Source organism: Streptomyces sp. NPDC058637, from assembly GCF_042717325.1.
In the GTDB taxonomy this organism is placed as follows: Bacteria; Actinomycetota; Actinomycetes; order Streptomycetales; family Streptomycetaceae; genus Streptomyces.
The window spans coordinates 123,216-148,914 of the sequence record NZ_JBHXRD010000001.1 but is presented as its reverse complement, the minus strand read 5'-3'; the positions used below and the strand labels follow the sequence as shown (position 1 = coordinate 148,914).

The window sequence follows — 25,699 nt, the reverse complement described above, 5'->3', positions numbered from 1 at the left end:
GTGACCGTATCCGAGCAGCCGTCCCAGGGCGCCAGGTTTTTCTCGCGCGGCCCGGCGGGGTTCTCTGACCTGCGGCTCAGGCGCCTGCCTCGGCTACGGGGGTGCGGGACCTGCGGTACGCCATGAACTCCATGCCGAATCCCATGAGTGTGAGCGCGATGCCCGGCCAGAAGAGCAGGTCGTTCCGTTCCATGCTGCCGAGCAGCATCAGGTCGATTCCCAGGATCTGGGAGAGGACCCCGCCGGCCGTGTACCACCGCCCCTTACGCGCCTGGCTGATCGCCGAGGCCAGGCCGAGCACGAGGAGCAGGCCCAATACCGCTGCCCACATGGTGGAAGCGTCCCAGCTGGTGATCCTCCCCGCAACGGGCTCAGGCTGCGCGGTGACCTTCGGCATGCGGTAAGGGCGTCGGGGCGGCCCCGATCCTGGCGGTCGGGTCCCCCTCAGCGGTCCCTCCGGTCGCCGGTCGACAGGCGCGCCAGGATCTCCGGCCAGGGCAGTCGTCGCTCCGCCGGGCCCTCGCGGGGTTCGTGCAGCGGCCATACCTCCGGTCCGTGGACGAGGCGCACGCCCGCTGCTCCCAGGGCCCTCATGTGCCGCTCCCACGCGGGGTGTCGGGCGTGGGCGGCGTCGATGCGCGGGAACAGGACCACCGGGATGCCGATCGTGCCGATGGCTTCGCCCACCTGTGTCAGCGCCTGGTTGTCGGCGATACCGGTTGCGAGTTCGGCCACGTAGTTCGCGCTCGCCGGGGCGACGACTTAGCAGTCGGCTACCGGGTGGGGGCGGGGCTCGGCCGGCAGGCGGGGGGTATCGCGCACCGGCAGGCCGGTCAGGGCTTCCAGCCGGGGCAGTTCGCCGGTCGCCCTGAGCCATCGGCCGGCTGTCGGCGTCAGCGTCACGGCCACCTGCCAGCCGAGGGCGATGGCCGGCTCCACCAGGCCGGTGCGTAGCTGCTCGACACCGTCGGCTGCCGAGCCCACGATCCCCAGCACCTTGCGGCTGCCCGTACTCATGGCTCCGCCACCCCCGTATCGATGTGTTCCAGGACGAGTAGTACAGCAGAGACCTGCCGCTCAGCCGCAGGAGTCGCAGACGCCGGTCGACGGAAGCTGGACGAAGCACCCGGCGCATACGGGGGGCGGCGCCGCGGTCCGGACGCGTCGGCGTTCGACGGCTGCCTGGTATCTGGGAGCCAGAGCGGCCCTTCCCCCACCCGGCGGGATCGTCGCGCCGAACTTCCGGTAGCAGTCGAGCCGTGCCTGGGCGGCGTGGTGTTCGCGTTCCTCCACCCCGTCCAGGGGCGGCTGCCCCGCGATCTGCAGGACTTCCCTGTAGCCCACGCCCACCATGCCGTCGTCCGTGTGGACGACCAGCGCGGTCAGCGGAGGGTCACCTCTGCGGTGCGCCTCACGGACCACCTTGCCCAGGACGGATCCGATCCAGTTGTGGAGCAGGGCCTTGGTGCGGATGCCCGACCTCTCCTGCACCTCCTCTCCCAGCTCCTTGTAGGTGATGACCGCGTGATATGTACGCGCTACACCGGTCAGTACCGAGTAGGCCTCTTCCGCCCATCTCTCGCGGGCTTCCCCCGCGTCGTGGTCGCCCACCGGTCCCCCCTGATGTGGTTGTTGCCGCCTATGTGGCCAGCCAATACTGCCCGTTCGGGGTCCTGGCGTCAGGGGAACGGGCACGGAGGGGCGCAGCCGTGGCCGCCGTGCCGGGGCGCGTCGTTCCAGGGACGTCGGCCGGCCGTGCCGTCCGCCCCCGGGATGCGGTCCGCCGGGGGGCGGGGGACCGTGGAGGCATGTCCGGTCATCCGCCTGTGATCGTGTATCCGCCCACGCCGTCCGGTGGACGGCGGGTGACCGTGCGTGGGCAGATCGTCGGGCTCGCGCACGGGCGTGGGGACGTGGCCTCGTTCCTGCGGCAGGCCGGGTTCGCCCAGGGGGTCGGCGAGATCGACCTGGATCAGCCGGAGTTGATCGAATGGCGAGGTGGCGACCTCGACACCTGGAGGTGAGCGAGGTGAGCCCCATGAAGCCTCGTGGAGTGCCCCGGGGTGAGGCGGCGTCCCTCCAGCCACCCCCGGGGTAGTACGGGGCCGGCGGCGCGGTGCCTGACGCCACGCGGCGCGGCCTTCCTGGACTGGGTGGTCAGTCAGCGGATCGCCGCCGGGTGGCGGGTGGAGTCCCGGTCGGGGAGCCAGGCCGTTCTCGTACGCGGACAGTCGCTCAACGATGTGCCGCACGCCCTCCTGGCTATCTTCCCGTGCTGTGTGCGGGGCGTCGGGTGGGCGGCCCTGGCACTGACGAACAAGGTCGGGCGCATCGCTCTCACCGTCGACGCCCAGGGGCAGGTGGTGACGGTCGGCGCACCCTGACAGACGCCCGGAGAGTGACGCCCGGAGAGTGCCGTGCCCTGAGGAACGGCCCGCGCGATGCCCGGCGGTGCACCCGAACGGGCGCGTACGAGTCGTCGCGAGGCAGACCGTCGCGCAGGGTCGGAGCTGCCCCGGGGGTACGCGGGGCACGACCCCGTCGAGTGGAGGAATCCATGGCTCAGACAGCACCGTCGGCTCCCGTCCCCGGTCCGCCGCCGTCCGGCTCCGGCAGCGCTTGGGCGGCCGGAGGGACGATGTTCGCCGGGATCCTGCTGCTCGTCGACGGGATCCTGGCCGTGATCAAGGGGATCGCCGGTCTCGCCTCGGACGACGTGTACGCGCGTATCGACGACTACACCTTCAAGTTCGACGTGACGGCCTGGGGCTGGATCCACCTGATCCTCGGAATCGTCCTCGTGCTCGTCGGCCTGGGCATCCTGAAGGGCGCCGGCTGGGCCCGGGCGGTGGGTGTCGGGCTGGCCGGGCTGACGCTGATCGCCAACTTCATGTGGCTGCCGTACCAGCCGGTCTGGGCGATCATCTCGATCGCGATCGACACCTTCGTGATCTGGGCCCTGTGCACGGACCGCTCGAAGGCGGCCTTCTGACGTGGGACAGGGCACGTTCCTCCTCGCCGCCGACGCGTACGTCTACGGGTCGCCGCTGGTCCGCGACCTGCGCGCGGTCCAGGCGAGCCTCCAGGAGGGCTTCGGTGCGCTGGGGCCCGCCCCGTTCAACGGCTTCGCCCACGCCGAGGGGCCGGCCACACCCGAGGCCCAGGTCCCGTGGGGCACGAGCGATCTCGTCGACGCGCTCGCCCAGCTCGACCTGTCCGGCGGCCCCGTCCGGCTGCACGTGCCGGACACCGGCGGGTCCTACTACGTGCTGCAGTTCGTGGACGCGTGGAGCAATTCCTTCGCCTATCTCGGCAGCAGGGCCACCGGCACCGGCGAGGGGGACTGGCTGATCGTGCCGCCCAACTGGTCCGGGACCGTGCCCGACGTGGTGACGGGCGTGATCGACGCACCGACGTCCGTCGTGTCCCTCATCGGCCGCATCGCCTGCGACGGCCCCCAGGACCTGCCCCGGGTACGCGCGCTGCGGCAGGAACTCACCCTCACGCACCTGGGCGCGTCGGCGCACCGGACGAGGCTCCCCGCGCCCGACTCCGGCGTACCCGCGGAACTGCTGTTCTTCGAGCGGCTCCGGGTGTGGATGGCCGACTTCCCGCCCGCCGCCGCCGATCGTGCCTACCAGGACCGCTTCCAGCCGCTGGGGCTCCTGGAGGAGGGGCCCTCGCCCTATGTGTCGGCCGGGTCCGGGCTCGTCCGCGCGCTGACCGAGGGGCACGCGCTGGGCAGGACGCGGGTGGAGGAGGCGGGACGTCCGCGGGAGGGCGTGCCGGGGGCCTGGGAGGTGCGCGCGCACCTGGCGGACCACAACCTGGACCACCACGGCGTCGGCACGATCGGTTCACCGGAGTGGAAGACCGCGGACCGCGAGGCGTCGTACCTGGTCAGGGCGGTGGCCTCGCGGCAGGCGCTGTGGATGCCCCATGGGTACGAGGCGGTGTACGCGCGCACCGCCCACGACTCCCGCGGACGTCCGCTCGACGGTGCGCACCGCTATGTGCTGCGCCTCGCACAGCCACCGCCGGTCCGGGCGTTCTGGTCGGTGACCGTGTACGACGTCCCGGGCCACCACCTGGTCCCGAACCCGGCGGACCGGTACGCCGTCGGGGACCGCACGCCCGGACTCGTGTACGAGGCCGACGGATCGCTGACCCTCCACCTGTCCGCGGAACCGCCGGCGGACCCCGCCCGGGCGGCCGACTGGCTGCCGACGCCCACCGGGGGGTTCTGTGCCGTGATGCGCATCTACCGACCTGACCAGCCCGTTCTCGACGGGACCTATGTCATCCCGGCCGTCGAGCGGATCGAGGACGTGTGAGGTCCGGGCGCGCTGTCGGTGGTGCGGTCCACACTGGAGACATGTGCCGCAGTATCAAGACCCTTCGTCCGCCCGCCATCCCCGAAGAGGCCACCGAGGAGGAGATGAGAGCAGCCGCCCTGCAGTACGTACGCAAGGTGTCCGGCTTCCGCGCGCCCGCCGCGCACAACCAGGAGGTCTTCGACCGGGCGGTCGCCGAGATCGCGGAGGCGACCCACCGGCTGCTGGACGGCCTGGAGGTACGGGGCGCCGCCCGGGTGTGAGGCGCGGGGCTCAGAGGCCCGCGGGGGTTCCGTTGGCCACCGCTGCCGGGAGGCGTGCGGGCCGCCGGACGACGAGCGCCGCCAGGGCGCCCGCCAGGAACAGGGCGAGCACCGAGACGGCCGTGCCCAGCCAGGTCGCGCCCAGCCACTGGCCGCCGAAGTAGCCGAGGCTCACGCTGTAGCCCGCCCAGGCCACTCCGGCCAGGGCCGACCACGGCAGGAAGTCCTTCGCCCGGCGGTGGGCGGCGCCCGCGCCCAGGGAGACGACGGAGCGGCCGGCCGGGGCGAAACGGGCGACGACGACGAGCGCACCGCCGCCACGGCTCAGCGCCGCGCCGAGGCGCTCCTGGGCGGCGGTGAGGCGGCGGGAGCGGGCGATGGCCCGGTCCAGGCGGTCGCCGCCGCGCCAGGCGAGGCGGTAGGCCACGAGGTCGCCGAGCACCGAGGCGGTCGCCGCGCTCAGGGTCAGCACCAGGAGGGACGGGACCTGTGGGGCGGCCTCTCCGGCCACCGCTGTCACCGTGGTCGTGCCCGCTGCCGCCGTGGCGGCAGCGATCACCAGCACCCCGCTGGGCAGGACGGGCAGGAAGACGTCCAGGAGTACCGAGAGGGCGACCACGACGTAGATCCATGGGCTGCCTGTCAGCGCACCCACACTCTCGAGCACTCTCCTACTCCCCGTTCCGTGTGTCAGCGTGTCGACGCCGCGACGTCGCAGGGGAGCGGCAGGAGCGGCAGGATCAGCACTCCAGAGTACGCCCGCCGTTTGCCCGGTGTTCGCCGGACGGCCGGTGATGTCGTGCAGGTCACGTACGCCCCGGCCACCTGTGTCGACCACCTGTGACGACGGTGGCCGAGGCGTACGTACGGTGTGAGGCGGCCGTCGGCCGGGCCTCGGCCCGGTTCCCGTCGGACCTCGGCCAGGATCCCGGTCAGACCGAGACGGCCGGCTCCTGTTCGCGCTCGGGCTCGTTCTTGTGCGCGGGACGGGTGCGCGAGGAGAACAGCCGGTCCAGGGCCAGGGCGCCGGGGCCCGTGAAGACCAGCAGGAGGAAGGCCCAGCAGAAGACGGCGGAGGACTCGCCGCCGTTCTGCAGGGGGAAGAGCGATTCGGGCTGGTGAACCTTGAAGTACGCGTACGCCATGGATCCGGAGGCGATGAAGGCGGCGAAGCGGGTGCCGAGGCCGAGTGCGACCAGGGTGCCGCCGACGAGCTGGATCACGGCTGCGTACCAGCCCGGCCAGGTGCCGGCGGGAACGGTGCCACCACCCATCGCTCCGCCGAGCACGCCGAAGAGTGAGGCGGCGCCGTGGCAGGCGAAGAGGAATCCGATGACGGCACGGAAGAGGCCTAGTGCGTAGGGCTGGGCCCTGTCCAGACGTTTGAACATGGGGGGTTGGGCTCCTTCGGTCTGGGGACGTGAACCGATTGGGGCCCCACAGGTTAGGTAGGCCTCACCGTTACTTGCAAGTTCAACATTCTGATAGCTGGCTGAAACTCGTTCACTCGTTCGACGTCAGCGTGCGCTCCAGGACGGTCTCCAACTGTGGACCCGTCGGGCTCTCCCTGGCCTGAACCAATGTCAGTGCGGCTTTCCGGCCATGCAGGGTGAGGGTCATCAGCTGATTGCCGAACCAGGGTCCGCCGGTCTTGTGCCAGTGCATCGGCGAGGCCCCCGTCCGTGCGTGGAGCGCCAGCCCGCGGCCGAGCCACCGGCCCGCCCGGCTCCAGCCGAAACGGAATCCCGCTCTTATCGTGGCGGGGATGGAGTTGTGCACGGGAGAGCAGGTCAGCTGCAGGATCCGTGCGCCGGGAGTGCCCTCAGGTGCGGGATCGGACCAGTGGGGTTCGGCGATGTAGGCGTGGTGCACATCGCCCGAGAGCACGCATACCGTCGCGGGGGCGTCCGGACCGCTGCCCGCTTCCCGCAGCAGCTCCGACAGCTGACGGAAGGATTCGGGGAACGCCGCCCAATGTTCCAGGTCAGCGGCCCGGCGGACCTTCTCGCCGATACGCGCCCAGCGCCCGTCGGGGCCGCCGCGCTCTCCGCGGCACAGCGCCGCGTTCCATGTCTCGGCGTCGTGGACGAGCGGCGGCAGCAGCCACGGCAGGGAGGTGCCGACGAGCAGATGGTCGTACGCGGCCCGGTCGGTGAGGACCTCGTCGCGCATCCATCGCGCCTCCTGGGCATTGAGCATCGCCCGCTCCTGCTCGCCCAGGACACGGGCCGCACGGGTGTCCACCATGAGCAGTCGTACTCGGCCGAAAACACGCCGGTAGCTCCACCGGGTGCGCGTCGGATCGGCGTCGGACTCGGCGGCGTGCCGGCGCAGCGTCTCGGTGGCGTCCGGGGTGGCGCGCACCGCCGCGTACACCGGGTCGGCGGCCAGGGCTTCGGGGGAGAGGTTGCCGAGGTGCTGGTAGACCCAGTACGACATCAGCCCGCTGACGATCCGCTCGTGCCACCACGGCGTGCGCCGCATGTCCCGCAGCCAGGCGTCGCTGGTGTTCCAGTCGTCGATGACGTCGTGGTCGTCGAAGATCATGCAGCTGGGGACCGTGGAGAGCAGCCACCGCACGTCGGGGTCGCGCCAGGACTCGTCGTAGAGGTGGGTGTACTCCTCGTAGTCCGCGACCTCCGCCCCGGGTGGCTCGTCCGGATCCCGTCGCGCCGCGATCCGCTGCCGGGTGGCGTCCGACGTCTCGTCCGCGTACACCTGATCACCGAGCAGGAGCAGTACGTCGGGCCGTACGGCCGTGGGGTCGGTGGCGAGCCGGACGGCCAGGGTGTCGAGGGCGTCCGGGCCGATGGGGTCCGCCCCGGGTGTGGGCAGCCGGGGCCCCGGGTCGAGCTCATGGCCGGGCGGCGCCGCCCAGCGGCAGGAACCGAAGGCGACCCGGACGGGGCCGGCCTCCTCCGGCTGGGGCACGGCGGGGGTGGTGATCGTGCTCGCGGGGAAGCGGGAGTCTTCGGGCGGCCAGACGCGGCGGCCGTCGAGCAGCACCTCGTACGCCGTGGTGGAGCCGGGCGTCAGTCCCGTCACCACGACCAGCGCGTAGTGGTGCCCCTCGACCGCGAAGGTGGCGGAGGAGCCCGAGGCCCCGTCCGCGCAGCGGACCTCCGCGGTACAGGGCCTGGTCGCCTCGACCCAGACGGTCGCCCGGGAACCCGACTCCCAGTCGACGTACCGCAGCAGTGGTCCCAGGCGTAGCCCGGCCATGTGTGCCCTCCTCGCGTCGCTGTGACCGATGGCTCCGTACGGTACGGAACGACGGAGGAGGGCGGGTTGGTTCCGGCCGGTGGCCGTGTCCCGGTGGCCGGACGTGAGGTGGGTCAGCAGCCGTTCAGCACGGACTGCAGCGCGCTCTTCTCGGTCGAGTCCACCGTCATGCCGTAGTGGTGCTTCACGTGCACCCAGGCGCGGGCGTACGTGCAGCGGTAGGCCGTGCGCGACGGCAGCCACTCGCCCGGGTCCTGGTCGCTCTTGGACTGGTTGACGTTGTCCGTGACCGCGATGAGCTGGGGCCGGCTCAGGTCGTTGGCGAAGGACTGGCGCTGCGCCGTGGTCCAGCCGCTCGCGCCGGAGCGCCACGCCTCGGCGAGCGGGACCATGTGGTCGATGTCCACGTCGGAGGCGGCGCTCCAGGTGGCGCCGTCGTACGGCGAGTACCAACTGCCGCTGGTCGCGGCGCAGGCGGAGTCCTGGACGACGTTGGTGCCGTCCCGCTTCAGGACCACTTCGCGGGTGTTGCAGGCGCCCGACTGGGTGATCCAGTGCGGGAACTTGTCGCGGCTGTAGCCGCTGGACGAGCCCTCGGCCGAGACGGTGAGCTGACCGAGGTAGGTACGGGCGGTCGCCGCGCTGACCGGGGTGGGCATCGCGGCCTGGGCGGTCGGGGCGGCGAGCAGCCCGGTGGTGGCGGCGAGTGCGGCGGAGGCGGCGACGACGGCTATGCGACGCGCGTAGATACCTGACATGCGAACTCCCTTGATGTGGGGGGAACGTGGCGGGCGACCTGTGGGGCCAGGCCAGCGTGGCGGCGCCGGGTTTCCGCGGGATGGTCGCCAGGTAACAGAGTGGCGACATGCGCACGTCACATCAAGGGGTAGGGAGCTAGGTCTGACGTCCGGTCCGAAATCTGTTCGAGTGCGGGGCTTGGGCGATCCCCGGAGCAACGGGACGTACGCGGACGGTTCGTGACGGTGTGACGGGCGGGCGGCCCCCGGCGTCCGGACGGGGGCGCCCCGGGCTCCGGGGCGGCGGACCTATCGTGGCCGCGTGCTGCTTCCGGTCACTCCCACGCTCGGTGTCGTCCTCGCCGTACTCCTGGTGTTCGCCGCCGCCGTCGCCGCGGGGGCCTCGCTCGGCCGCTCGCGCGAGATCCTCGTCGCCGGCCTGCGGGCCGCCGTGCAACTGGGCGTCGTGTCCCTGCTCATCGGCTGGGTGGTGCGCTCGCTGGGGCCGCTGCTCGGCTTCGTCGCGCTGATGTTCGCCGTGGCGGTGTGGACGGCGGGGCACCGGATCACCGGGAACCGGACGTGGTGGTGGGCCGCGCTGCCGATCGGCGCAGGCGTCGTCCCCGTGGTCGGCCTGCTGCTGCTCACCGGACTCGTCCCGGTGCGCGGCCTCGCGCTGATCCCGGTCACGGGCATCCTCGTCGGGGGTGCGCTCACCGCGACCGTGCTCGGCGGGCGGCGGGCGCTGGACGAGCTCGGGACCCGGTGGGGAGAGGTGGAGGCCGGGATGGCCCTCGGTCTGCCCGACCGGGACGCGCGGCTGGAGATCGTCCGCCCGGCGGCCTCGGACGCGCTCCTGCCGGGGCTGGACCAGACCCGGACCGTGGGGCTCGTCACCCTGCCGGGGGCCTTCGTGGGGATGCTGCTGGGTGGCGCCTCACCCGTGGAGGCGGGCGCCGTGCAGCTGTTCGTCCTGGTGGCACTGATGGCGGTGCAGGCGATGGCCGTCGCGCTGGTGCTGGAGCTGGTGGCCCGGGGGCGGATGCACCGTGACTGAGACGGGATCCGGGGGCGCGGGAGCTCCGGGTCCGTCGGGACCCGGAGCGGGAGCTTCGCAGGCCCCTGGGCCCCAGCGTGGCTGCTACCGGGCGTCGATGTGCAGACGGATCGAGCCGTCGCCGACCGCTTCCACCCTGAGCTGCGTCAGGTCGTCGACGTGGGCGTCGGGGGAGAGCGCCGCCGCGCGCGGGCCGATGCCCACGATCCGCATACCTGCCGCCCGGCCGGCCATGATGCCGGCTTCGGAGTCCTCGAAGACGACGCAGTCCGCCGGGTCGAAGCCCAGCTCGGCCGCGCCCTTGAGGAAGCCCTCCGGGTCCGGCTTGCTGGCGCCGACCAGTTCGGCCGTGACCCGGGTCTCCGGCATGGGCAGGGCGGCGGCCGTCATCCGGGCCTGGGCGAGCGCCTCGTCGGCCGAGGTCACGAGCGCGTGCGGGAGGGCGGCGAGGGAGGCCATGAAGGCGGTTGCACCCGCTACGGGCACCACGCCGTCGACGTCGGCGGTCTCCTCGGCGAGCATGATCCGGTTCTCCGCGTGGTTCTGCTCCATGGGGCGGTCCGGCAACAGGGCGGCCATCGTGGCGTACCCCTGGCGTCCGTGGACCACCTTGAGCGCCGCCTCCGGGTCGAGGCCCTGCGCGAGCGCCCAGCGGCGCCAGCAGCGCTCCACCACCGCGTCGGAGTTGACCAGGGTGCCGTCCATGTCCAGCAGGAGGGCGCGGGCTTCGAGGACGGTGGCCGACATCGGCAGGCTCCAGAGCGCGGGGGGAACAGCGAGCGGCACATGACGTGCTGCCCAGGAGAACAAGCAGCCCCGCCCGCCGGTCAGGGAAAACGGGCGGAGGCTACTTTGTTCCATCACGATACAAAAACCGTGGCCGGAACGCCAATCCCGCAGGTCGGACCGCCCGCACGCCCTCCCGGGCGTCAGTCGTCCCGCCCCTCGCCGGTCGTCCGGTCCTCCAGCGCCCGACGGGTCTCCGGCCCGTACACACCCGGCGGGTCGGTCTTGACGGACACCCAGCTCTGGAACTCCCGCACGGCCCGCTCCACCCGGTCCGAGAAGTTCCCGTTGTCCCGGTCGTGGTAGAGCCACGCCTCCTGCAGCCGCCGCTGGAGCTCGGCGACCTCCGGACCCTGGTCCCCGCGCCGCAGGGTCGGTCCGGCGATCTGCGCGGGCGGCGCGGCCGACTCGCCCGGGGTCTCGGTGGCCGACGCCGACGCCGAGGGCGACGGCGTCGCGGACGCGGTGGTGGCCGACGGGGAGGCCGACGGGCTCTTCGAGGCGGAGGCGGAAGGGGACGCGGACGGTGAGGCCGACGCGGACCGGGAAGGTGTCGCGGAGGCCGACGCGGAGGGAGACTCCGACACGGACGCGGCCGGTTCGTCACTCACGTCCGGCACGCTCGTCGTGATCTCGGGCAGTGCCTCCTCGCGGGTGTCGTCCTTGTCGAACAGGCCGCCCGCGAAGGCCGCCGTACCCACCACCGCGACCACGGCCGCCCCCACGGCCAGGACGGCGAAAGGCCGGCGGCGGCGCGGCTGCACGGGCTCGGGGCCGCCGCCCGCGTAGGCCGCGGCCGTACGCCGACGGGACTCGTCCGCCGGGCCGGCGTCCGGCACCGGGCCCCCCGGGCCGCCGGACGTACCGCCATCTGCCGCGCCGCCCAGGAACAGCGGCATCGTGGTGGCCGCGGCGGGTGCCGCGGGCTCCCGCGCGTCGTCGCTCGACAGCGTCACGTACGGCCGGATCCGCAGCGGGTCGAAGTCCTCCGCCGCGGCCATCTCCGCGGCGCGGGCCGCCCGGTGGTCCTCGCCGGGCAACCGGCCCGCACGACCCCCGCAGGCACAGACGGACCCCGCGCTCCCGCCGTCCGCACCCGTCTCCGGTCTCGCGCCCCGCCCGCCACCGCACTCCGGGCATATATGTCCGGTCATCGTGGGTTCCCCTCCCCTTTGAACTGCCTGCGATTATGCAGGCCGTGCCGCCCGGCCGCCCAACGCCCGCCCGCCGCTCGGCAGGCCATAACGGGGCACAGCGGCCAGGATGGGGTGGAAGCGGACCCGAGGAGATGTACATGGCCGAGCAGCTGAGCCCCCAGCCCCTCGCACCGGGCGAGGGCAGGTCCCGGCGCGGAGTCCTGGTCGCCATCGGCGCACTGCTCCTCGGCATGCTGCTCGCCGCACTCGATCAGACGATCGTCTCCACCGCGCTGCCCACCATCGTCAGCGAACTCGGCGGCCTGGACCATCTGTCCTGGGTCGTGACCGCCTACATGCTGGCCGCGACGGCGGCGACCCCGCTCTGGGGCAAGCTCGGCGACCAGTACGGCCGGAAGAAGCTCTTCCAGACGGCCATCGTCATCTTCCTCATCGGATCCGCCCTCTGCGGCGTGGCCCAGAACATGCCGCAGCTGATCGGCTTCCGGGCACTCCAGGGGCTCGGCGGCGGCGGACTGATGGTCCTGTCCATGGCCATCGTCGGCGACATCGTCACCCCGCGTGAACGAGGCAAGTACCAGGGCCTGTTCGGCGCCGTATTCGGCGTGACCAGCGTCCTGGGACCGCTCCTCGGCGGATTCTTCACCGAGCACCTCAGCTGGCGCTGGGTCTTCTACATCAACCTGCCCATCGGCGTCGTCGCCCTGCTCGTCATCGCCGCCGTCCTGCACATCCCGGTCCGGCGCACCAAGCACACCATCGACTACCTGGGCACCTTCCTCATCGCCTCGGTCGCCACCTGCCTGGTCCTCGTCGCCTCCCTGGGAGGCACCACCTGGGCCTGGGACTCCGTACAGATCATCGCCCTCGCCGTCCTCGCCGTGGTGCTCCTCGTGGCGTTCGTCCACACCGAGCGCCGGGCGCCGGAACCCGTGCTGCCGCTCAAGCTGTTCCACATCAGGACGTTCAGCCTCGTCGCCGTCATCAGCTTCATCATCGGGTTCGCGATGTTCGGCGCGATGACCTATCTGCCGACCTTCCTCCAGGTGGTCCACGGCATCACACCGACGATGTCCGGAGTACACATGCTGCCGATGGTGTTCGGCATGCTGATCACCTCCACCGGATCCGGCCAGCTCGTCAGCCGGACGGGCCGCTGGAAGATCTTCCCCGTCGTGGGCACCGCCCTCACCGCGGCCGGCCTGATGCTGTTGCACCAACTGTCGGAGAACAGCTCCACCCTGCAGATGAGCATCTACTTCTTCGTCTTCGGCGCGGGGCTCGGCCTGGTCATGCAGGTACTCGTACTGGTAGCCCAGAACTCCGTCAGCTACGAGGACCTGGGGGTCGCCACATCCGGAGCGACCTTCTTCCGCTCCATCGGCGCGTCCTTCGGCGTGGCTGTCTTCGGCACCATCTTCACCAACCGGCTCACCGGCAAACTCGGCGAGGCACTCGCCGGACGCTCCCTGCCGCCCGGGGTCGACGCCGAGGCCCTCGCCGCGGACCCGCGGGCCATCGACCGGCTCCCCGCGGACCTGCGGCCCTCGGTGCTCAGCGCGTACTCGACCTCGATCACCGACGTCTTCCTCTACGCGGCCCCCGTCGTCGTGGTCGCCTTCGCCTTCGCCTGGTTCCTCAGGGAGGACCCCCTGCGGGGTTCGGTGACCGCCCCCGACACCAGCGAGACCCTCGCGTCGAACCCGGTCCAGCGGTCCTCGTACGACGAGTGCGCACGCGCCCTGTCCGTGCTGGCCACCCGTGAGGGACGCCGGGAGATCTACGAGAAGATCACCGCCAGGGCCGGGTACGACCTGCTCCCGGCGGCCAGCTGGCTGCTGCTGCGCATCAAACGGCACGGCACCGTCGAACCGGCCATGCTCGCCGACGTCGCCCCCGTGCCGCTGAAGGTGATCACCGAGGCGGCCCGGCAGGTGGAGGGGCGCGGCCTGGCCCGTCGCGAGGGGCTGCAGCTGGTGCTCACCGACCGGGGCGCCGAGGCCGTGGTCAAGCTCTCGCAGGCCCGCGAGGAGTCCCTGGCCGAGATGCTGGGCGACTGGTGGGGCCCGGACCGGCCCACCGATCTGGTCCGCCTCGTGACGGAACTGACCGCCGAGGTGAGCGGATCGAGCAAGGAGCGCCCGCACATGCCCGAACCGCGGCGCGACCACTCGGCCTGACCGCGGCGTACGCCTCAGCGGGCCCGCGCGGACCGGAAGACCGCCGGGGCTCACAGCTCCTTGGCGAACCAGTGTTCCGCGTACGGCCCCTGGTTGTACGCCGGGACCTCCCGGTATCCGTGCTTGGCGTAGAGCCCGCGCGCCTCCACCAAATCGTTGCGGGTGTCCAGCCGGATCCGCCGCACCCCGAAGGACCGTGCCGCCCGCTCGGCGGCCGCGAGCAGCAGACCCCCGCCCCCCGTGGCGCGGAACGCCGGGCGCACGAACACCCGGGTCAGCTCGGCGGTGTCCGCGTCGACCAGCAGCACCCCCGCGCAGCTCGCCGGCTCACCCCCGTGGCGCCCGACCAGGAACTCGCCGGTGGGCCGGCCGAGACGCTCGACGCCGTCTCCGGCCAGGCCCTCGTCGATCTCCCCGGCGGTGGCGGGACGGCCCCAGTAGCGGCTCGCCACCTCGTCGTAGTAGTCGCGCCGCAGCAGCGCGGCATCGGGGGTATCGAATCGTTCGGGGGCCACGGTCCACGTCATTGGTTCATCCTGGCTCCGGTACGACCGGATGACGAACCATTTACATGCAGGGAGCAGCGATGGTGGGGGAGACCGGCACGGCGACCCGGGACGCGGCGGTCCGGCGGCTCGGCGAGCGGTGGATACGGGAGCTGGCGCGCGAGGGCGAGGGAAGTTTCGTGTGCTCACCGGCGGGGCTCTGGCTGGCGCTGACCGCCGTCGCGGCAGGCGCCCGCCAGGAGACGGCCGCCGAACTCCGCGCCCTGCTCGGGGTCGCGGACCAGGAGGCCGCGGCCGTCGTCACCGGCGCGGCGCGGGACTGGGAGCGGACCGGGGCGCTGTGCGTGGCCACCCGGGTGTGGTCCAGGGTGCCCGTACTCCCCGAGTTCGAACAGGCCCTGCCCGGCATTCCCTTCGGGCCGATGGACCCGGACGGGATCGACGCCTGGGTGTGCGGGCGGACCGGCGGCCTGATCGAGCGGCTGCCGCTGGAGCTGGACGACGACGTCGCCCTCGCCCTGGTCAACGCCCTGGCCCTGAAGGCGCTCTGGGAGACCCCGTTCGCCGCGGACCGCACCGTGGGGCTGCCGTTCACCGACGCGGCGGGCACGACCCGCCCGGCGGCGACCATGCACGCGGCCGTCCCGGTGCGGGACGGCTGGACGGTGGCGGGCGCGGACGTCGTGGAGCTGCGCTGCCGCAGGGAGGCGGACGGTGCCGCCCCGGCACGGATCAGGCTCGTCCTGGGGGAGCCGGGCGCGGGGCCGGACCGGGTCCTGCCCGCTGCGTGGGCGCCTTTTGGGGAGCGTGCCCCGCTGGACGCGGACCGGGTGACCATCGCGGTTCCACGCTTCACCCTGCGTACAAGGATCCAGGTCACCGGCCAACTGGCCGCGCTCGGGGTACGGCTCGCGAACAGCGCGTTCGCAGCGGACTTCTCCGGGCTCTCGCCCCGGCGCCTCCATGTCTCCGACGTAGTGCAGGAAGCCGTGCTGAAGATCGCGGAGGAAGGTGTGGAGGCCGCGGCGGTCACGGTCGTGACCCCGCGCGGACTGGCCGCACCCCGCCCGCAGGTGGTGCGGCACATCGCCTTCGACCGCCCCTTCGGCGTCGTCGTCCTGGACGGAACCTCGGACGTCCCCCTGTTCGCGGGGTGGCAGGCGGACGCCCCGGCGTACGAGGACTGAGGTCAGGGGAGCGGCGGCGGCAGCGGTCGCCGCCGCGCCCGAAGGAGGAACGGTACGGCCACGGCGAGGAGAAGCACCGGGGCGAGCACCGTCAGCAGCCAGACAGGGAAACCGCCCACCGTCAGCAGCCGGTCGACGTGGTGGACGGTCCGGTACGGGGGGTCGGCGCCGGCCGCGCGCAGTTCGTGGTCGCCGTCGATCCGTTCCGGCTCCGGGAAGGACTGGGTGATCGCGGTCAGGAACGCGGGTCCGTCCGCCACGAGTTCACCGAGCGCGCCGCCGTCCGCGGTCCGCCCCAGCCGACCGGCGTACGTCACCTCCGGCTCCCGCCCGCCGATGCTTCCGGCCGGCTCCATCCGGTGCTCCGCGATCACGTACAGGCCCAGGGACTGCCCGTCGCGGGCGAGCCGCGAGAGCCGCATCGGGTACACGAGCCGGTCGCTGGCGAAGCTCAGCCGCAGCGGTTCGAGCGCGCCGCCGAGGGCGGCCCCGTCCTCCTCGGGTGCCAGGCGCACCGCGACGTACTCCCACTCCTGCGCGACGTACGGGCGCAGGGCGGACGCCAGCCGGTCGGGCAGCTCGAAGCCGTTCGACTCCAGCCAGCCGCGCAGCGCCTCCGGGTCCGTCGCGGTCAGCCGGGCCACGTCGAACGGCCCCAGCCGCTCCCGGCCCACCACGCCGACGTCCGGAGCCCCGGCCGCACCTGGCGCCGGGGCACCGGCACCGTCCGTCCCCTCCAGCGGCCAGTCGCCCTCGCGCGGCCAGAAGTAGTGCCGGTCCCGGTACACCGGAGCGGTGATCTCCGCGAGTTCGTCGAACAGGCCCGGATCCCCCAGTTCCACGGTGGCCCGGTGCGGCACGGGCATGATCCAGGCAGCCTCCGGGGCGTCGCCGTCGACCGTGAGCCGCATGACGATCTGCTCGGTCCGCCCGTCCCAGTGGACGACGGAGGTCTCCCGGCCCACCGAGAGCCGCGCATCGTCGGCCGTGACCATCGCCCCGCATCCGCAGGCGTACGCCGGGGCGATCAGCGAGCCGAACTGCAGGGCCGCCAGCACCAGCAGCAGCGACAGCACCCGTCGGTACGTGCCGCCCGGCGTCCGTCCGTGACGCATGATCCATCTCCCCCGGAAGTCCGGCGCACCTACGGCCGGTCAGATGATCGGACGAGTGGCCGGATCGATCCGGTTCCGGCCGGCGCGGGGGAGCGGCATTCACGTTCTGGGAATTCTTTCGGGCAAAAGCGTGGTGACAGTCAGGCGAAGAGGGGGTTGATTGGGTCTACCTCACAGGGCAATGCGAGGCTTCATCCGCACATACCCGGGCCTACGGGACAGTGCACGAACGGTGGGAGGGTCGGCGCGGCGTGGCAGATGCGGAGCGCAGTGTGCGGGGGAACGTGGCGGCGGACCCGGGAGCGAGGGCCGGGGCGGCCCGGATCGCCCTCTGGATGGTCGTCGCCGTCCTGGCGGTACGGCAGATGGCGGTGGTGCTGCGGGAGCAGCCCGGTGAACGCCTCGCCGACCTGGCGGCCTGGACGGGCGGTGACGGGGTGCTGCGTGCCGTGGGCTCCCTGTACGACCCCGGCAGGTTCACCGGCACGCCGTTCGCGGGGCTGGTGCTGAAGCCGCTGACCACCTCGGCCGAACAGGCCCTCGGCGTGGCATGGACCTTCGGCACGCTGCTGCTCGTCGTTGCACTCGGCCTCGTCGCGGCCCGCGCCCTGCCCGGCCCCGTCAGCCGCCGCACCGCGTTCCTCGCGGCCCCCGTGGCGATCACCCTGCTCATGGTGTCGCTGCCCGTGCGCAACACCCTGTACCTGGGCCAGACCAGCGTCCTGCCCGTCCTGCTGGTCGTCCTCGCCTGCTTCGTGGTGCGCGGCGAGCGCCTGCCGGGCGTGCTGACCGGCGTCGCCGCCGCCCTGCAGCCCACCGTCCTGCTCTTCGCCGTTCTGTTCTGGCTCACCGGCCGGCGACGGGCCGCGGCGGCCGGCGGCGCGGCCTTCGCCGTCTGCACGGCGCTGGCCTGGGCGGCGATGCCGCACGACTCGTGGACGTACTGGGTGGGCCACCTCGCGGGCGCCGGACTCGGCGACAGCCCGGCCGGCCTGGCCAACCAGTCCCTGCACGGCGCACTGCTCCGCCTGGGGTTCGAAGGGCCCCTGGAGATCGCGCTGTTCCTGGCGCTGGCCGCCGCCGTCGCCTTCGTCGGGCTGCGGCGCGCGGCCCGCTACGCGCGGGACGGGCAGCTCCTCCTGGCGGTCGCCGTCACCGGCTGCGTGGCCGCCGCCGTCTCGCCCACCGCCTGGCAGCACCAGCTCCTCTGGGTGCTGCTCGCCGTCGTGGGCCGGGTCGGCACCCGTGCCTCGGACCGGCTGGTGTGGCCGGCCGTCGTGGTGCTCGTCGTCACCCTGCCGGGGAAGATGCTGTTCCCGAACGTCGGGGTGCTCCTGCCCGTACGCGACAACGTGCTGCTCGTCGCGGCCCTCGGCGCGGCCTGCGTGGCGCCGTTCCTGTTCCGTACGTCGCCGTACTGGCAGCGCCCCGTTCCCACGGACCACGCCCGGCCGGTCGCGTCCCGCTTCGCCCGGGTGCCGTTGGTGCCCTTCTGGAGACGGGTGCTGGGCCGCCCCAACCTGCTGCTGGAACTCCTGCTGATCCGGGTCGTCTACTCCGCGTACGCGCAGGTCCGGCTGGCGGCGACCGCGGGCCGTGCCACCGCCGAGGAGCACGGCCGGCAGATCCACTCCGTCGAGCAGTGGCTGCACATCGACATCGAGCACCGGATCAACCACGCGGTCGTCGGCATCACCTGGCTGCGGGAGTTCTTCGACTACTACTACTCGACGTTCCACTTCATCGTGCCGCTCGCCATCCTCGGGGTGCTGTACGTGCGCCGGCCCCCGGACTACCGCTGGGCCCGCAGCTCCATCGGCTTCGCCACGGTCCTGGCCCTGGTCGGCTTCTGGCTCTACCCGCTGGCCCCGCCACGCCTGATGCCGGGCCTCGGCTTCATCGACACGGTCCACGGGGTGCAGGACCTGTCGAGCCCCGACTTCGGGGCGCTGACCGAGATGACCAACCAGTACGCGGCGATGCCTTCGCTGCACTTCGGCTGGTCGCTGTGGTGCGGGGTGGTGATCGTGCTCCTCGCGCCCAGGACGTGGATGAAGGTCCTCGGGCTGCTCCACCCGCTGTTCACGGTCTCCGCCATCGTGGCCACGGGCAACCACTGGGTGCTGGACGCGGTCGGCGGAGCGCTGGTCGTCGCCCTGGGCTTCGGGCTCACCCATGTGCTGTCCGGGCCCCGGAAGCTGCTGCCCAGGACCGACGACGAGGCGCGCCCGGCGTCCGGGCGTACGGCGGACGAGGACGACGGGGACGGGAACGGGAACGGCGACAGGGAGGACGACGGGGCGCCGGTGGCCGGGACCACGGCCGGGAAGCGGTAGGGCCCGCGCGCACGATCGCCGCGTCGGACCGGCGCCGGCACGGAAACACGGATCCGCCACCGGAAGGGCTCAGCCGCGCGACGGTCCCAGCGCCCAGGCGGTCAGGGACAGCGTGGCCATCGACACGAGCGTGGACGCGACCACGGCGTCGCGGGCGAGCGTGGTGTCCAGACCGTACTCACGGGCGTAGACGAACGCGTTCTGGGCGGTCGGCAGTGCCGAGCACAGCACCACCGCGAGGAGCTGACCGTCCGGCAGGTCCAGGAGCAGCGGACCGCCGATGACCAGGGCGACCAGGGGGTGGACGACCGTCTTGAGGGCCACCACCACCGCCACCTCCGCCCGGCTGCCCGGTGCGGCGACCGGGTCCGCCGGATCCGGCCGGCCGTGCAGCGACAGGCCGAGCGTGATCAGGGCGGCGGGTACGGCGGCGGCCCCCAGCAGGTCTCCGCTGCGGGCGAGCGCGTCGGGCAGGCGCAGCCCGGCCGCGGACACGGCCACACCGAGCACGGACGCCACGATGACGGGATTGCGGACCGGCATGGTCCCCATGCGGCGCAGACCCGCCCGCCAGTGGGCGCTGCCCCGGTCGGTGCCGGTGTCCAGCAGGGTCAGGACCACCGGGGACATCAACAGCACCTGGAACAGGATGACCTGGGCGACGAACGACGCGTCGCCCAGCACCTGGACGGTCACCGGTATGCCGAGGTTGGCGGAGTTGACGTACCCCGACGCCATGCCGCCGATCGCCCCGTCCGCCGTCTTGCGGCCGAAGAAGCGCCGGACCACCAGCAGACCGAGACCCGACACGAGGACCGATCCGGCGCCGAACACGATCAGTGACGCGTTCACGAAGGAGCCCAGGTCGGCGCGCGAGACCATCATGAACAGGGCCGCGGGCATGGCCACATGGAAGACGAACCGGCCGAGCACCGCCTCCGCCTGCTCCCCCAGCAGCCGCCCCCGCCCGGCCGCGTAACCGATGGCGGTCAGGGTCCAGACGGGGGCGAAGCCGGTGAGCAGGGCGTTCATGCGTCTCATGATCCCCGGAGGGGCACGGCGGCCCTGCGGGGGGCCGTACGGTCCCTGGGTCACCGGGCCGGGATCAGACCCCGAGCGGCGTCCCGGTCCCCGAGGCCACCGGCTCGTCCCGCTCCCCGAGGCGTTCCGTCTCCACGTGCGCGGTCTCGCGTGCCGTGAACGCCGCGACGACGGGCGGCAGGCAGAGCGCGGCGGCGAACAGCGCGACCCCGGTCCAGTCGTCCCCGTCGGGGCCGGCGATCTGCGAGGCGAAGGCCACGGCGAAACCGGCGACGGCGAAGCCGGTCTGGGTGCCGATGGCCATGCCCGAGAGCCTGACCCTGGTGGGGAACATCTCCCCGTAGAAAGAGGGCCAGACGCCGTTGGCGGCACTGTAGACGACACCGAAGACGAGAAGCCCCAGGGCGAGCACCAAGGGGTAGCTGCCGGTGGAGATCGCCCACAGGTAGAGCGGCATCACCACCGCGCTGCCGACGGCGCCCATCAGGAAGACCGGCCGGCGTCCGACGCGGTCGGAGAGCCGGGCCCACAGCGGGATGGTGAACAGGGCGACCAGATTGGCCAGGGCGCCGACCCACAGCATGCCGGTGCGGCTCATGCCCACGGCGTCGCTCGTCGCGTACGACAGCGCCCAGACGGTGAATATCGTGCTGACCGTCGCGATCACGGCGGCGGCGACGACCCGCAGCACATCGGCCCAGTGGTCGCGGAGCAGCACGGTCAGCGGCATCTTCGCCACGCCCCCGGTGGCCACCTGCTTCGCGAAGACGGGAGTCTCCTCCAGGGTGCGCCGGATGACGTATCCGGCGACGGCGACGGCGACGCTCAGCCAGAACGGAATGCGCCAGCCCCAGGAGAGGAGCTGCTCCTCGGGGAGGGCGGCGACCGGGATGAAGGCCAGGGTCGCGAGCAGCTGGCCGGCCTGGGTCCCGTTGATGGTGAAGCTGGTGAAGTAGCCGCGCCGGTGCGCAGGCGCGTGCTCCAGGCTCATCGAGTTGGCGCTGGCCTGCTCGCCCGCGGCGGAGATGCCCTGCAGGACGCGCAGGAGGACGAGCAGGGCGGGTGCGGCGCCGCCGATCTGTTCCCGGGTGGGCAGACAGCCGATGAGGAAGGTCGAGAGGCCCATCAGCATCAGGGTGAAGACCATGATCTTCTTTCGGCCGAGCCGGTCCCCGAAGTGGCCGAGGAAGAGCGCGCCGATGGGACGGGCCGCGTAGGCGACACCGAAGGTGGCAAGCGACAGGAGTGTCGCGTTCGCGGGATCGGACTCGTCGAAGAAGACCTTCGGGAAGATCAGCGCCGCCGCGCTGCCGTAGATGAAGAAGTCGTAGTACTCCAGCGCACTGCCGATCCAGGCGGCGAGTGCGGCCTTGCGGGGCTGGGGCTGCGGCAGCGGGGGACCGGCGGCGGGGTCGTGAACGGTCACGTCGTACTCCTTCGGGGACGTTCCGTGCGGGGAGGCGAGCGGCCCGGGCGTTAATTAACGCACTAGTTAGTTAGTTGCGGGTGGCTACGGATGCTGCGAGGAGGAGGCGTCCCTGTCAAGAGTTCGCGCACGAACCGTTCCGCCGGGTCCTTGGGCGGCGCCGGAAGTTCCCGGCGGCGGGATCAGGCCGCCCGGTCGGCCGTCAGGTAGGCGATGATCATGTCGCCCAGCATCGTCCGGTAGTGCTCCCGCCGGCCGGCGGCGACCAGGTCCCGGCCGAACAGTGCTCCGAAGGTGTGGCGGTTGGCGATGCGGAAGAAGCAGAACGAGCTGATCATCGCGTGCAGGTCCACGGCGTCCACGTCCGCCGTGAAGAGTCCCGACGCGCGGCCCGTGTCGAGGATGCGGGTGAGTACGTCGATCGCGGGTGAGCTGATACGGCTCAACTCGGCCGAGGCCGCGATGTGTTCGGCCTCGTGGATGTTCTCGATGCTGACCAGCCGGATGAAGTCCGGATGGTCCTCGTGGTGGTCGAAGGTCAGCTCGGCCAGCCGGCGCACCGCGGCGACGGGGTCCAGATGCTCCACGTCCAGCAGTTGTTCGGCCTCTCGGATCCGGGTGTACGCCCGCTCCAGCACCGCGGTGAACAACTGCTCCTTGCCGCCGAAGTAGTAGTAGATCATCCGCTTCGTGGTGCGGGTGCGGGCGGCGATCTCGTCGACCCGTGCTCCCGCGTAGCCGAGGCGTGCGAACTCCCGCGTCGCCACGGTGAGGATCTCGGCCCGCGTGCGTGCCGCGTCGCGGGTGCGCCCGGCGGGTTCTGCGGGTCCTTCGGTGCTGGTCATCCGGATCCTTCACGGGCAGTCGGTCGCGTGCCCGCGATTCTAGGAGCCGGGATCCCGGGCGGCCGACGCGGCCCGCGCCCGGCGGCCGGGCGGCGGGTCCGCGGTCTTCGGGGGTCTTCCCAGGGCGCCCGCCTTTGGGTATGACTGTTGGGTGCGACTAACTAACCAGTCCGTACATTAACGGGAAGTGAGCGATGCCGAACCACGCCGACACTCTCCGGGGTGCCCCGGTCCTCGTACCGAAAGGGCCCGATCTCGGCCTGTTCGGTCCGCTCGGTCTGCGCGAGCCCGCCGTTTACGGCACGGGCACCCTCGCCGACATCGAGGAGCTCCGCCGGACCGTGGCCGCGGCCCGCGGGCTCCACGCCGACTGTCGGCAGAGCAACCACGAGGGCGTGCTGACCGACGCCGTCCATGAGGCCCGCACCGTCCACCGCGGCATCGTGATCAACCCTGCGGGATACAGCCACACCTCGGTCGCCCTGCGCGACGCGCTCGCGGCCGCCGGGCTGCCCGTCGTCGAGGTACACCTGTCGGACATCCACCGGCGGGAGGCGTTCCGCCACCACAGTCATGTCCCGGCCGTCGCGGACACCGTCATCTGTGGTGCGGGTGCCCACGGGGACGCCATGGCCCTCACCCACCTCGCCCAGCTCCTGGAGGAGAACCGTTGAGTCCGGACTCGTTCCTCGTCGGCCTCATCGGCTCCGGCATCGGCCCCTCGCTCAGCCCCGCCCTCCACGAGCGGGAGGCGGACCGGCAGGGGCTGCGCTACCTCTACCGCCTCATCGACATCGGCACGCTCGGTGTCCCGCCGGAGCGGACCGGTGAACTCGTCCGCGGCGCGCGCGACATGGGCTACGACGGGCTCAACGTCACCCACCCCTGCAAACAGCAGGTCCTCGCCCACCTCGACGCGCTCTCCCCGCAGGCTGAGGCGCTCGGTGCCGTCAACACCGTGGTCTTCGACGGCAGCCGGGCGATCGGACACAACACCGACGCCACCGGTTTCGCCGCCTCCTTCGCCCGCGGCCTGCCCGACGTACCCCTGGACCGGGTCGTACAGCTGGGCGCGGGCGGGGCGGGAGCCGCCGTCGCCCACGCCCTGCTCGCCCTCGGCACGGGACGGCTCACGGTGCTGGACGCCGTGCCGGAGCGTGCGGACTCCCTCGCGGACTCCCTGAACCGGCACTTCGGCCCGGGGCGGGCCGCCGCCTCGGACCTCCTCGACATCGCCGCGCGGACGGCCGTGGCCGACGGGCTGGTCAACGCCACCCCCGTCGGGATGGCGGCCCATCCCGGACTGCCGCTCCCGGCGGAGCTGTTGCGTCCCGCGCAGTGGGTCGCCGAGGTCGTCTACCGGCCGCTGGAGACCGCCCTCGTACGCACCGCACGCGCGCTCGGCTGCGCCACCCTCGACGGCGGAGGAATGGCGGCCTACCAGGCCGCCGACTCCTTCCGGCTCTTCACCGGCCGCGAACCCGACACCGCACGCATGCTCGCCGATATCGCCGACCTCACGTCCACCCGCTGAAGCCGCCCACCGAAGCCGCGCGGGTCCACCGCAGCCCGCCGAAGCCCGCCGACCCCACCGCGGCCCGCGAAATCACCGAAGCCCGCCGATGCCCTCAGGAGGGCCGACATGCGCACGTCCATCGCCACCGTCTCGCTCAGCGGAACCCTCACCGAGAAGCTCACCGCCGCGGCGCGCGCGGGTTTCGACGGCGTCGAGATCTTCGAGAACGACCTGATCGGCAGTCCGCTCACCCCCGAGGAGGTCAGGGACCGGGCAGCCGACCTCGGCCTGACGATCGATCTCTACCAGCCGGTGCGCGACATGGAGGCAGTTCCCGAGGACGAGTTCGCCCGCAACCTGCGCCGCGCCGCGCACAAGTTCCGGCTCATGCGGCGGCTCGGCGCCGACACCGTGCTGGTCTGCTCCACCGTGTCGCCACACGCCGTCGACGACGACGCGCTGGCCGCCGAACAGCTCGGCCGACTGGCCGGCCTCGCCCAGGAATCCGGTGTCCGTGTGGCGTACGAGGCGCTGGCCTGGGGCCGCCACGTCAACACGTACGACCACGCCTGGCGCATCGTCGAAGCCGCGGACCATCCGGCCCTCGGTATCTGCCTGGACAGCTTCCACATCCTCGCCCGGGGCTCCGACCCCACCGGCATCGAGGCCATCCCCGGCGACAGGATCTTCTTCCTCCAGCTCGCCGACGCCCCGCTGATGGCCCTGGACGTCCTCCAGTGGAGCCGCCACTACCGCTGTTTCCCGGGGCAGGGGGACCTCGACGTCCCCGGACTGGTCCGGGCGGCGGTCCGGGCCGGATACGACGGGCCGCTCTCCCTCGAAATCTTCAACGACGTCTTCCGCCAGGCCGAGGCCGGCCGCACCGCCGTGGACGGCCGGCGTTCCCTCGCGCTGCTCCAGGAATCGGCGGGACTGACCGCGCCCCCGGCACCGGTGGTTCCCACCGGATTCGCGTTCGTCGAGATCGCCACCGCGGACACGGCCAGGATCGCCCCCGTGCTGACCGCGCTCGGCTTCTCCCGTACGGCCAGGCACTCGGGAAAGCCGGTGGACCTCTGGGAGCAGGGCGAGGCCCGCATCCTGCTCAACACCGACACCGGTGGTTACCGGCCGGATCCCTCGCTCACCGCCGTCGGCCTGGAGAGCCCCGACCCGGAGGCGGCGTCCGCCCGGGCCGAATCGCTGCTCGCCCCCGTCCTGCCCAGGCGCCGTGCTCCGGGGGACGCCCCGCTGGACGCGGTGGCCGCGCCCGACGGCACCGAGTTCTTCTTCTGCGCCACGGGCCGCCCCGGACACTCCAGCTGGACCGGGGACTTCGCACCCGCCCCGCACACCCCCGGCGGCATCGGGGTCACGCGCGTCGACCACGTCGCGCTGACCCAGCCCTGGCACCAGTTCGACGAAGCCGCCCTCTTCCACCGCAGCGTCCTCGGCCTCCGGCCGCACGCGAGTGTCGACCTGGCGGACCCGTACGGTCTGCTCCGCAGCCGCGCCGCCAGCAACGCCGAGGGAACGGTCCGCATCGCCCTCGGGGCGGGCGCCTCCCCCACGGACGACCCCGCCCGCCCCCAGCACGTGGCCTTCGCCACCGACGATCTCGTCGGCGCGGTCCGCCGGGCGCTCGGGGCCGGGGCCCGGTTGCTGCCCGTCCCGGCGAACTACTACGACGACCTGGCCGCGTGCCACGCGTTCGCCCCCGGAGAGCTGGAGACGTACCGCGAGCTCGGCATCCTCTACGACCGGGACGAGAAGGGGGAGTTCCGGCACTGCTACACCGTGACGACCGGCCGCCTCTTCTTCGAACTCGTCGAGCGCACCGGCGGTTACGACGGCTACGGCGCCCGGAACGCCCCCGTCAGACTCGCCGCCCAGCGGGCGTGAACAGGTCCGGACGCACCGCGGGCTTCCGGCAGTCCAACGGCCGGTACTGATCCACCGCACCCACGCACGCCGCGGGCCCCGACCGGTTC

26 protein-coding genes and 1 pseudogene are annotated in these 25,699 nt (G+C 72.5%); 12 read left to right on the top strand and 15 right to left on the bottom strand.

The features are described from left to right. Positions 1–76: 76 nt before the first annotated feature. The 4 genes and pseudogenes from ACFWVP_RS00685 to ACFWVP_RS00670 form a co-directional block, all read right to left on the bottom strand. The gene (locus tag ACFWVP_RS00685) at positions 77–331 is read right to left on the bottom strand and encodes a hypothetical protein (protein WP_384492757.1); all 255 of its coding nucleotides are present in this window, start codon (positions 329–331) and stop codon (positions 77–79) included. A gap of 113 nt (positions 332–444) precedes the next feature. Further along, positions 445–750: pseudogene (locus ACFWVP_RS00680) on the bottom strand (flavoprotein); the annotation flags it as partial. Positions 751–762: 12 nt separating this feature from the next. Further along, positions 763–1,017 (bottom strand): hypothetical protein, encoded by a 255-nt coding sequence (locus ACFWVP_RS00675; RefSeq protein WP_384492756.1) that lies wholly within the window; start codon positions 1,015–1,017, stop codon positions 763–765. Between the two features lie 60 nt (positions 1,018–1,077). After that, positions 1,078–1,611, bottom strand: a complete 534-nt coding sequence (locus ACFWVP_RS00670; protein ID WP_384492755.1) for a hypothetical protein — start codon at positions 1,609–1,611, stop codon at positions 1,078–1,080. A 197-nt stretch (positions 1,612–1,808) separates the two neighbouring features. Here ACFWVP_RS00670 and ACFWVP_RS00665 point away from each other — a divergent pair, with 197 nt between their 5' ends. The 5 genes from ACFWVP_RS00665 (at position 1,809) to ACFWVP_RS00645 (ending at position 4,597) form a co-directional block, all read left to right on the top strand. After that, positions 1,809–2,024: a hypothetical protein gene (locus ACFWVP_RS00665; protein WP_384492754.1), complete on the top strand. Its 216-nt coding sequence runs from the start codon at positions 1,809–1,811 to the stop codon at positions 2,022–2,024. A gap of 129 nt (positions 2,025–2,153) precedes the next feature. After that, positions 2,154–2,384: a hypothetical protein gene (locus ACFWVP_RS00660; RefSeq protein WP_384492753.1), complete on the top strand. Its 231-nt coding sequence runs from the start codon at positions 2,154–2,156 to the stop codon at positions 2,382–2,384. Positions 2,385–2,557: 173 nt separating this feature from the next. Beyond that, the gene (locus ACFWVP_RS00655; RefSeq protein ID WP_384492752.1) at positions 2,558–2,992 is read left to right on the top strand and encodes a hypothetical protein; all 435 of its coding nucleotides are present in this window, start codon (positions 2,558–2,560) and stop codon (positions 2,990–2,992) included. Between the two features lies 1 nt (position 2,993). Continuing rightward, positions 2,994–4,334 (top strand): DUF1254 domain-containing protein, encoded by a 1,341-nt coding sequence (locus ACFWVP_RS00650; RefSeq protein ID WP_384492751.1) that lies wholly within the window; start codon positions 2,994–2,996, stop codon positions 4,332–4,334. A 41-nt stretch (positions 4,335–4,375) separates the two neighbouring features. Beyond that, positions 4,376–4,597 (top strand): DUF2277 domain-containing protein, encoded by a 222-nt coding sequence (locus ACFWVP_RS00645; RefSeq protein ID WP_361885674.1) that lies wholly within the window; start codon positions 4,376–4,378, stop codon positions 4,595–4,597. 10 nt (positions 4,598–4,607) lie between these two features. Here the strand turns inward: ACFWVP_RS00645 and ACFWVP_RS00640 are convergent, their stop codons facing one another. From ACFWVP_RS00640 to ACFWVP_RS00625, 4 genes are all read right to left on the bottom strand, one after another. After that, entirely contained in the window at positions 4,608–5,264 is a 657-nt protein-coding gene (locus ACFWVP_RS00640; RefSeq protein WP_384492750.1) for a DedA family protein, read from the bottom strand. 265 nt (positions 5,265–5,529) lie between these two features. Further along, positions 5,530–5,988, bottom strand: coding sequence for a DoxX family protein (locus ACFWVP_RS00635; protein ID WP_384492749.1), 459 nt, complete (start codon positions 5,986–5,988; stop codon positions 5,530–5,532). Between the two features lie 112 nt (positions 5,989–6,100). Then, entirely contained in the window at positions 6,101–7,819 is a 1,719-nt protein-coding gene (locus ACFWVP_RS00630; RefSeq protein WP_384492748.1) for an alkaline phosphatase D family protein, read from the bottom strand. Between the two features lie 113 nt (positions 7,820–7,932). After that, complete coding sequence (locus tag ACFWVP_RS00625; protein WP_384492747.1) at positions 7,933–8,577, bottom strand: HNH endonuclease family protein; 645 nt, start codon at positions 8,575–8,577, stop codon at positions 7,933–7,935. Between the two features lie 301 nt (positions 8,578–8,878). Here ACFWVP_RS00625 and ACFWVP_RS00620 point away from each other — a divergent pair, with 301 nt between their 5' ends. Continuing rightward, positions 8,879–9,613, top strand: coding sequence for an ABC transporter permease (locus ACFWVP_RS00620; protein WP_384492746.1), 735 nt, complete (start codon positions 8,879–8,881; stop codon positions 9,611–9,613). An 84-nt stretch (positions 9,614–9,697) separates the two neighbouring features. Here ACFWVP_RS00620 and ACFWVP_RS00615 read toward each other — a convergent pair whose 3' ends face one another. Together ACFWVP_RS00615 and ACFWVP_RS00610 are read right to left on the bottom strand one after the other, a co-directional pair. Further along, entirely contained in the window at positions 9,698–10,360 is a 663-nt protein-coding gene (locus tag ACFWVP_RS00615) for an HAD-IA family hydrolase (RefSeq protein ID WP_384492745.1), read from the bottom strand. Positions 10,361–10,542: 182 nt separating this feature from the next. Further along, positions 10,543–11,553, bottom strand: coding sequence for a peptidoglycan-binding protein (locus tag ACFWVP_RS00610; protein ID WP_384492744.1), 1,011 nt, complete (start codon positions 11,551–11,553; stop codon positions 10,543–10,545). 140 nt (positions 11,554–11,693) lie between these two features. Between ACFWVP_RS00610 and ACFWVP_RS00605 the strand changes: the two genes are divergently transcribed. Continuing rightward, positions 11,694–13,736: a DHA2 family efflux MFS transporter permease subunit gene (locus ACFWVP_RS00605; protein ID WP_384492743.1), complete on the top strand. Its 2,043-nt coding sequence runs from the start codon at positions 11,694–11,696 to the stop codon at positions 13,734–13,736. Positions 13,737–13,786: 50 nt separating this feature from the next. On the opposite strand, the gene ACFWVP_RS00600 is transcribed toward ACFWVP_RS00605, so the two are convergent. Further along, the gene (locus ACFWVP_RS00600; RefSeq protein WP_384492742.1) at positions 13,787–14,263 is read right to left on the bottom strand and encodes a GNAT family N-acetyltransferase; all 477 of its coding nucleotides are present in this window, start codon (positions 14,261–14,263) and stop codon (positions 13,787–13,789) included. 44 nt (positions 14,264–14,307) lie between these two features. Between ACFWVP_RS00600 and ACFWVP_RS00595 the strand changes: the two genes are divergently transcribed. Then, complete coding sequence (locus ACFWVP_RS00595; protein ID WP_384492741.1) at positions 14,308–15,429, top strand: serpin family protein; 1,122 nt, start codon at positions 14,308–14,310, stop codon at positions 15,427–15,429. A gap of 2 nt (positions 15,430–15,431) precedes the next feature. Here the strand turns inward: ACFWVP_RS00595 and ACFWVP_RS00590 are convergent, their stop codons facing one another. Next, positions 15,432–16,544, bottom strand: coding sequence for a DUF2330 domain-containing protein (locus ACFWVP_RS00590; RefSeq protein ID WP_384492740.1), 1,113 nt, complete (start codon positions 16,542–16,544; stop codon positions 15,432–15,434). A gap of 251 nt (positions 16,545–16,795) precedes the next feature. Between ACFWVP_RS00590 and ACFWVP_RS00585 the strand changes: the two genes are divergently transcribed. Then, positions 16,796–18,880 (top strand): bifunctional glycosyltransferase 87/phosphatase PAP2 family protein, encoded by a 2,085-nt coding sequence (locus ACFWVP_RS00585; RefSeq protein WP_384492739.1) that lies wholly within the window; start codon positions 16,796–16,798, stop codon positions 18,878–18,880. A gap of 69 nt (positions 18,881–18,949) precedes the next feature. Here ACFWVP_RS00585 and ACFWVP_RS00580 read toward each other — a convergent pair whose 3' ends face one another. The 3 genes from ACFWVP_RS00580 to ACFWVP_RS00570 form a co-directional block, all read right to left on the bottom strand. Continuing rightward, positions 18,950–19,912 carry an AEC family transporter gene (locus ACFWVP_RS00580; RefSeq protein WP_384492738.1) on the bottom strand — a complete coding sequence of 321 codons (963 nt, stop codon included), beginning with the start codon at positions 19,910–19,912 and terminating at the stop codon, positions 18,950–18,952. A gap of 73 nt (positions 19,913–19,985) precedes the next feature. After that, positions 19,986–21,347, bottom strand: a complete 1,362-nt coding sequence (locus ACFWVP_RS00575; RefSeq protein WP_384492737.1) for an MFS transporter — start codon at positions 21,345–21,347, stop codon at positions 19,986–19,988. Between the two features lie 182 nt (positions 21,348–21,529). Then, complete coding sequence (locus tag ACFWVP_RS00570) at positions 21,530–22,192, bottom strand: TetR family transcriptional regulator (protein WP_384492736.1); 663 nt, start codon at positions 22,190–22,192, stop codon at positions 21,530–21,532. A 194-nt stretch (positions 22,193–22,386) separates the two neighbouring features. On the opposite strand from ACFWVP_RS00570, the gene ACFWVP_RS00565 reads away from it, so the two are divergent. From ACFWVP_RS00565 to ACFWVP_RS00555, 3 genes are all read left to right on the top strand, one after another. Beyond that, positions 22,387–22,866, top strand: a complete 480-nt coding sequence (locus tag ACFWVP_RS00565) for a type II 3-dehydroquinate dehydratase (RefSeq protein WP_384492735.1) — start codon at positions 22,387–22,389, stop codon at positions 22,864–22,866. Further along, positions 22,863–23,726, top strand: coding sequence for a shikimate dehydrogenase (locus ACFWVP_RS00560; RefSeq protein WP_384492734.1), 864 nt, complete (start codon positions 22,863–22,865; stop codon positions 23,724–23,726). Before ACFWVP_RS00565 ends, ACFWVP_RS00560 begins: the two co-directional genes overlap by 4 nt. 108 nt (positions 23,727–23,834) lie before the next feature. Beyond that, a complete protein-coding gene (locus ACFWVP_RS00555) occupies positions 23,835–25,610 on the top strand; it encodes a bifunctional sugar phosphate isomerase/epimerase/4-hydroxyphenylpyruvate dioxygenase family protein (RefSeq protein WP_384492733.1) in 1,776 nt (591 codons plus the stop codon). Positions 25,611–25,699 lie beyond the last annotated feature (89 nt).

Bases quoted from the DNA above. Each gene is read 5' to 3' on its own strand.
- ACFWVP_RS00615 (WP_384492745.1), bottom strand. From the start codon at position 10,360: ATGTCGGCCACCGTCCTCGAAGCCCGCGCCCTCCTGCTGGACATGGAC.
- ACFWVP_RS00605 (WP_384492743.1), top strand. From the start codon at position 11,694: ATGGCCGAGCAGCTGAGCCCCCAGCCCCTCGCACCGGGCGAGGGCAGG.
- ACFWVP_RS00635 (WP_384492749.1), bottom strand. From the start codon at position 5,988: ATGTTCAAACGTCTGGACAGGGCCCAGCCCTACGCACTAGGCCTCTTC.
- ACFWVP_RS00570 (WP_384492736.1), bottom strand. From the start codon at position 22,192: ATGACCAGCACCGAAGGACCCGCAGAACCCGCCGGGCGCACCCGCGAC.
- ACFWVP_RS00590 (WP_384492740.1), bottom strand. From the start codon at position 16,544: ATGCGTCACGGACGGACGCCGGGCGGCACGTACCGACGGGTGCTGTCG.
- ACFWVP_RS00625 (WP_384492747.1), bottom strand. From the start codon at position 8,577: ATGTCAGGTATCTACGCGCGTCGCATAGCCGTCGTCGCCGCCTCCGCC.
- ACFWVP_RS00630 (WP_384492748.1), bottom strand. From the start codon at position 7,819: ATGGCCGGGCTACGCCTGGGACCACTGCTGCGGTACGTCGACTGGGAG.
- ACFWVP_RS00600 (WP_384492742.1), bottom strand. From the start codon at position 14,263: ATGACGTGGACCGTGGCCCCCGAACGATTCGATACCCCCGATGCCGCG.
- ACFWVP_RS00595 (WP_384492741.1), top strand. From the start codon at position 14,308: ATGCAGGGAGCAGCGATGGTGGGGGAGACCGGCACGGCGACCCGGGAC.
- ACFWVP_RS00655 (WP_384492752.1), top strand. From the start codon at position 2,558: ATGGCTCAGACAGCACCGTCGGCTCCCGTCCCCGGTCCGCCGCCGTCC.
- ACFWVP_RS00665 (WP_384492754.1), top strand. From the start codon at position 1,809: ATGTCCGGTCATCCGCCTGTGATCGTGTATCCGCCCACGCCGTCCGGT.
- ACFWVP_RS00685 (WP_384492757.1), bottom strand. From the start codon at position 331: ATGTGGGCAGCGGTATTGGGCCTGCTCCTCGTGCTCGGCCTGGCCTCG.
- ACFWVP_RS00565 (WP_384492735.1), top strand. From the start codon at position 22,387: ATGCCGAACCACGCCGACACTCTCCGGGGTGCCCCGGTCCTCGTACCG.
- ACFWVP_RS00610 (WP_384492744.1), bottom strand. From the start codon at position 11,553: ATGACCGGACATATATGCCCGGAGTGCGGTGGCGGGCGGGGCGCGAGA.
- ACFWVP_RS00555 (WP_384492733.1), top strand. From the start codon at position 23,835: ATGCGCACGTCCATCGCCACCGTCTCGCTCAGCGGAACCCTCACCGAG.
- ACFWVP_RS00675 (WP_384492756.1), bottom strand. From the start codon at position 1,017: ATGAGTACGGGCAGCCGCAAGGTGCTGGGGATCGTGGGCTCGGCAGCC.
- ACFWVP_RS00580 (WP_384492738.1), bottom strand. From the start codon at position 19,912: ATGAACGCCCTGCTCACCGGCTTCGCCCCCGTCTGGACCCTGACCGCC.
- ACFWVP_RS00645 (WP_361885674.1), top strand. From the start codon at position 4,376: ATGTGCCGCAGTATCAAGACCCTTCGTCCGCCCGCCATCCCCGAAGAG.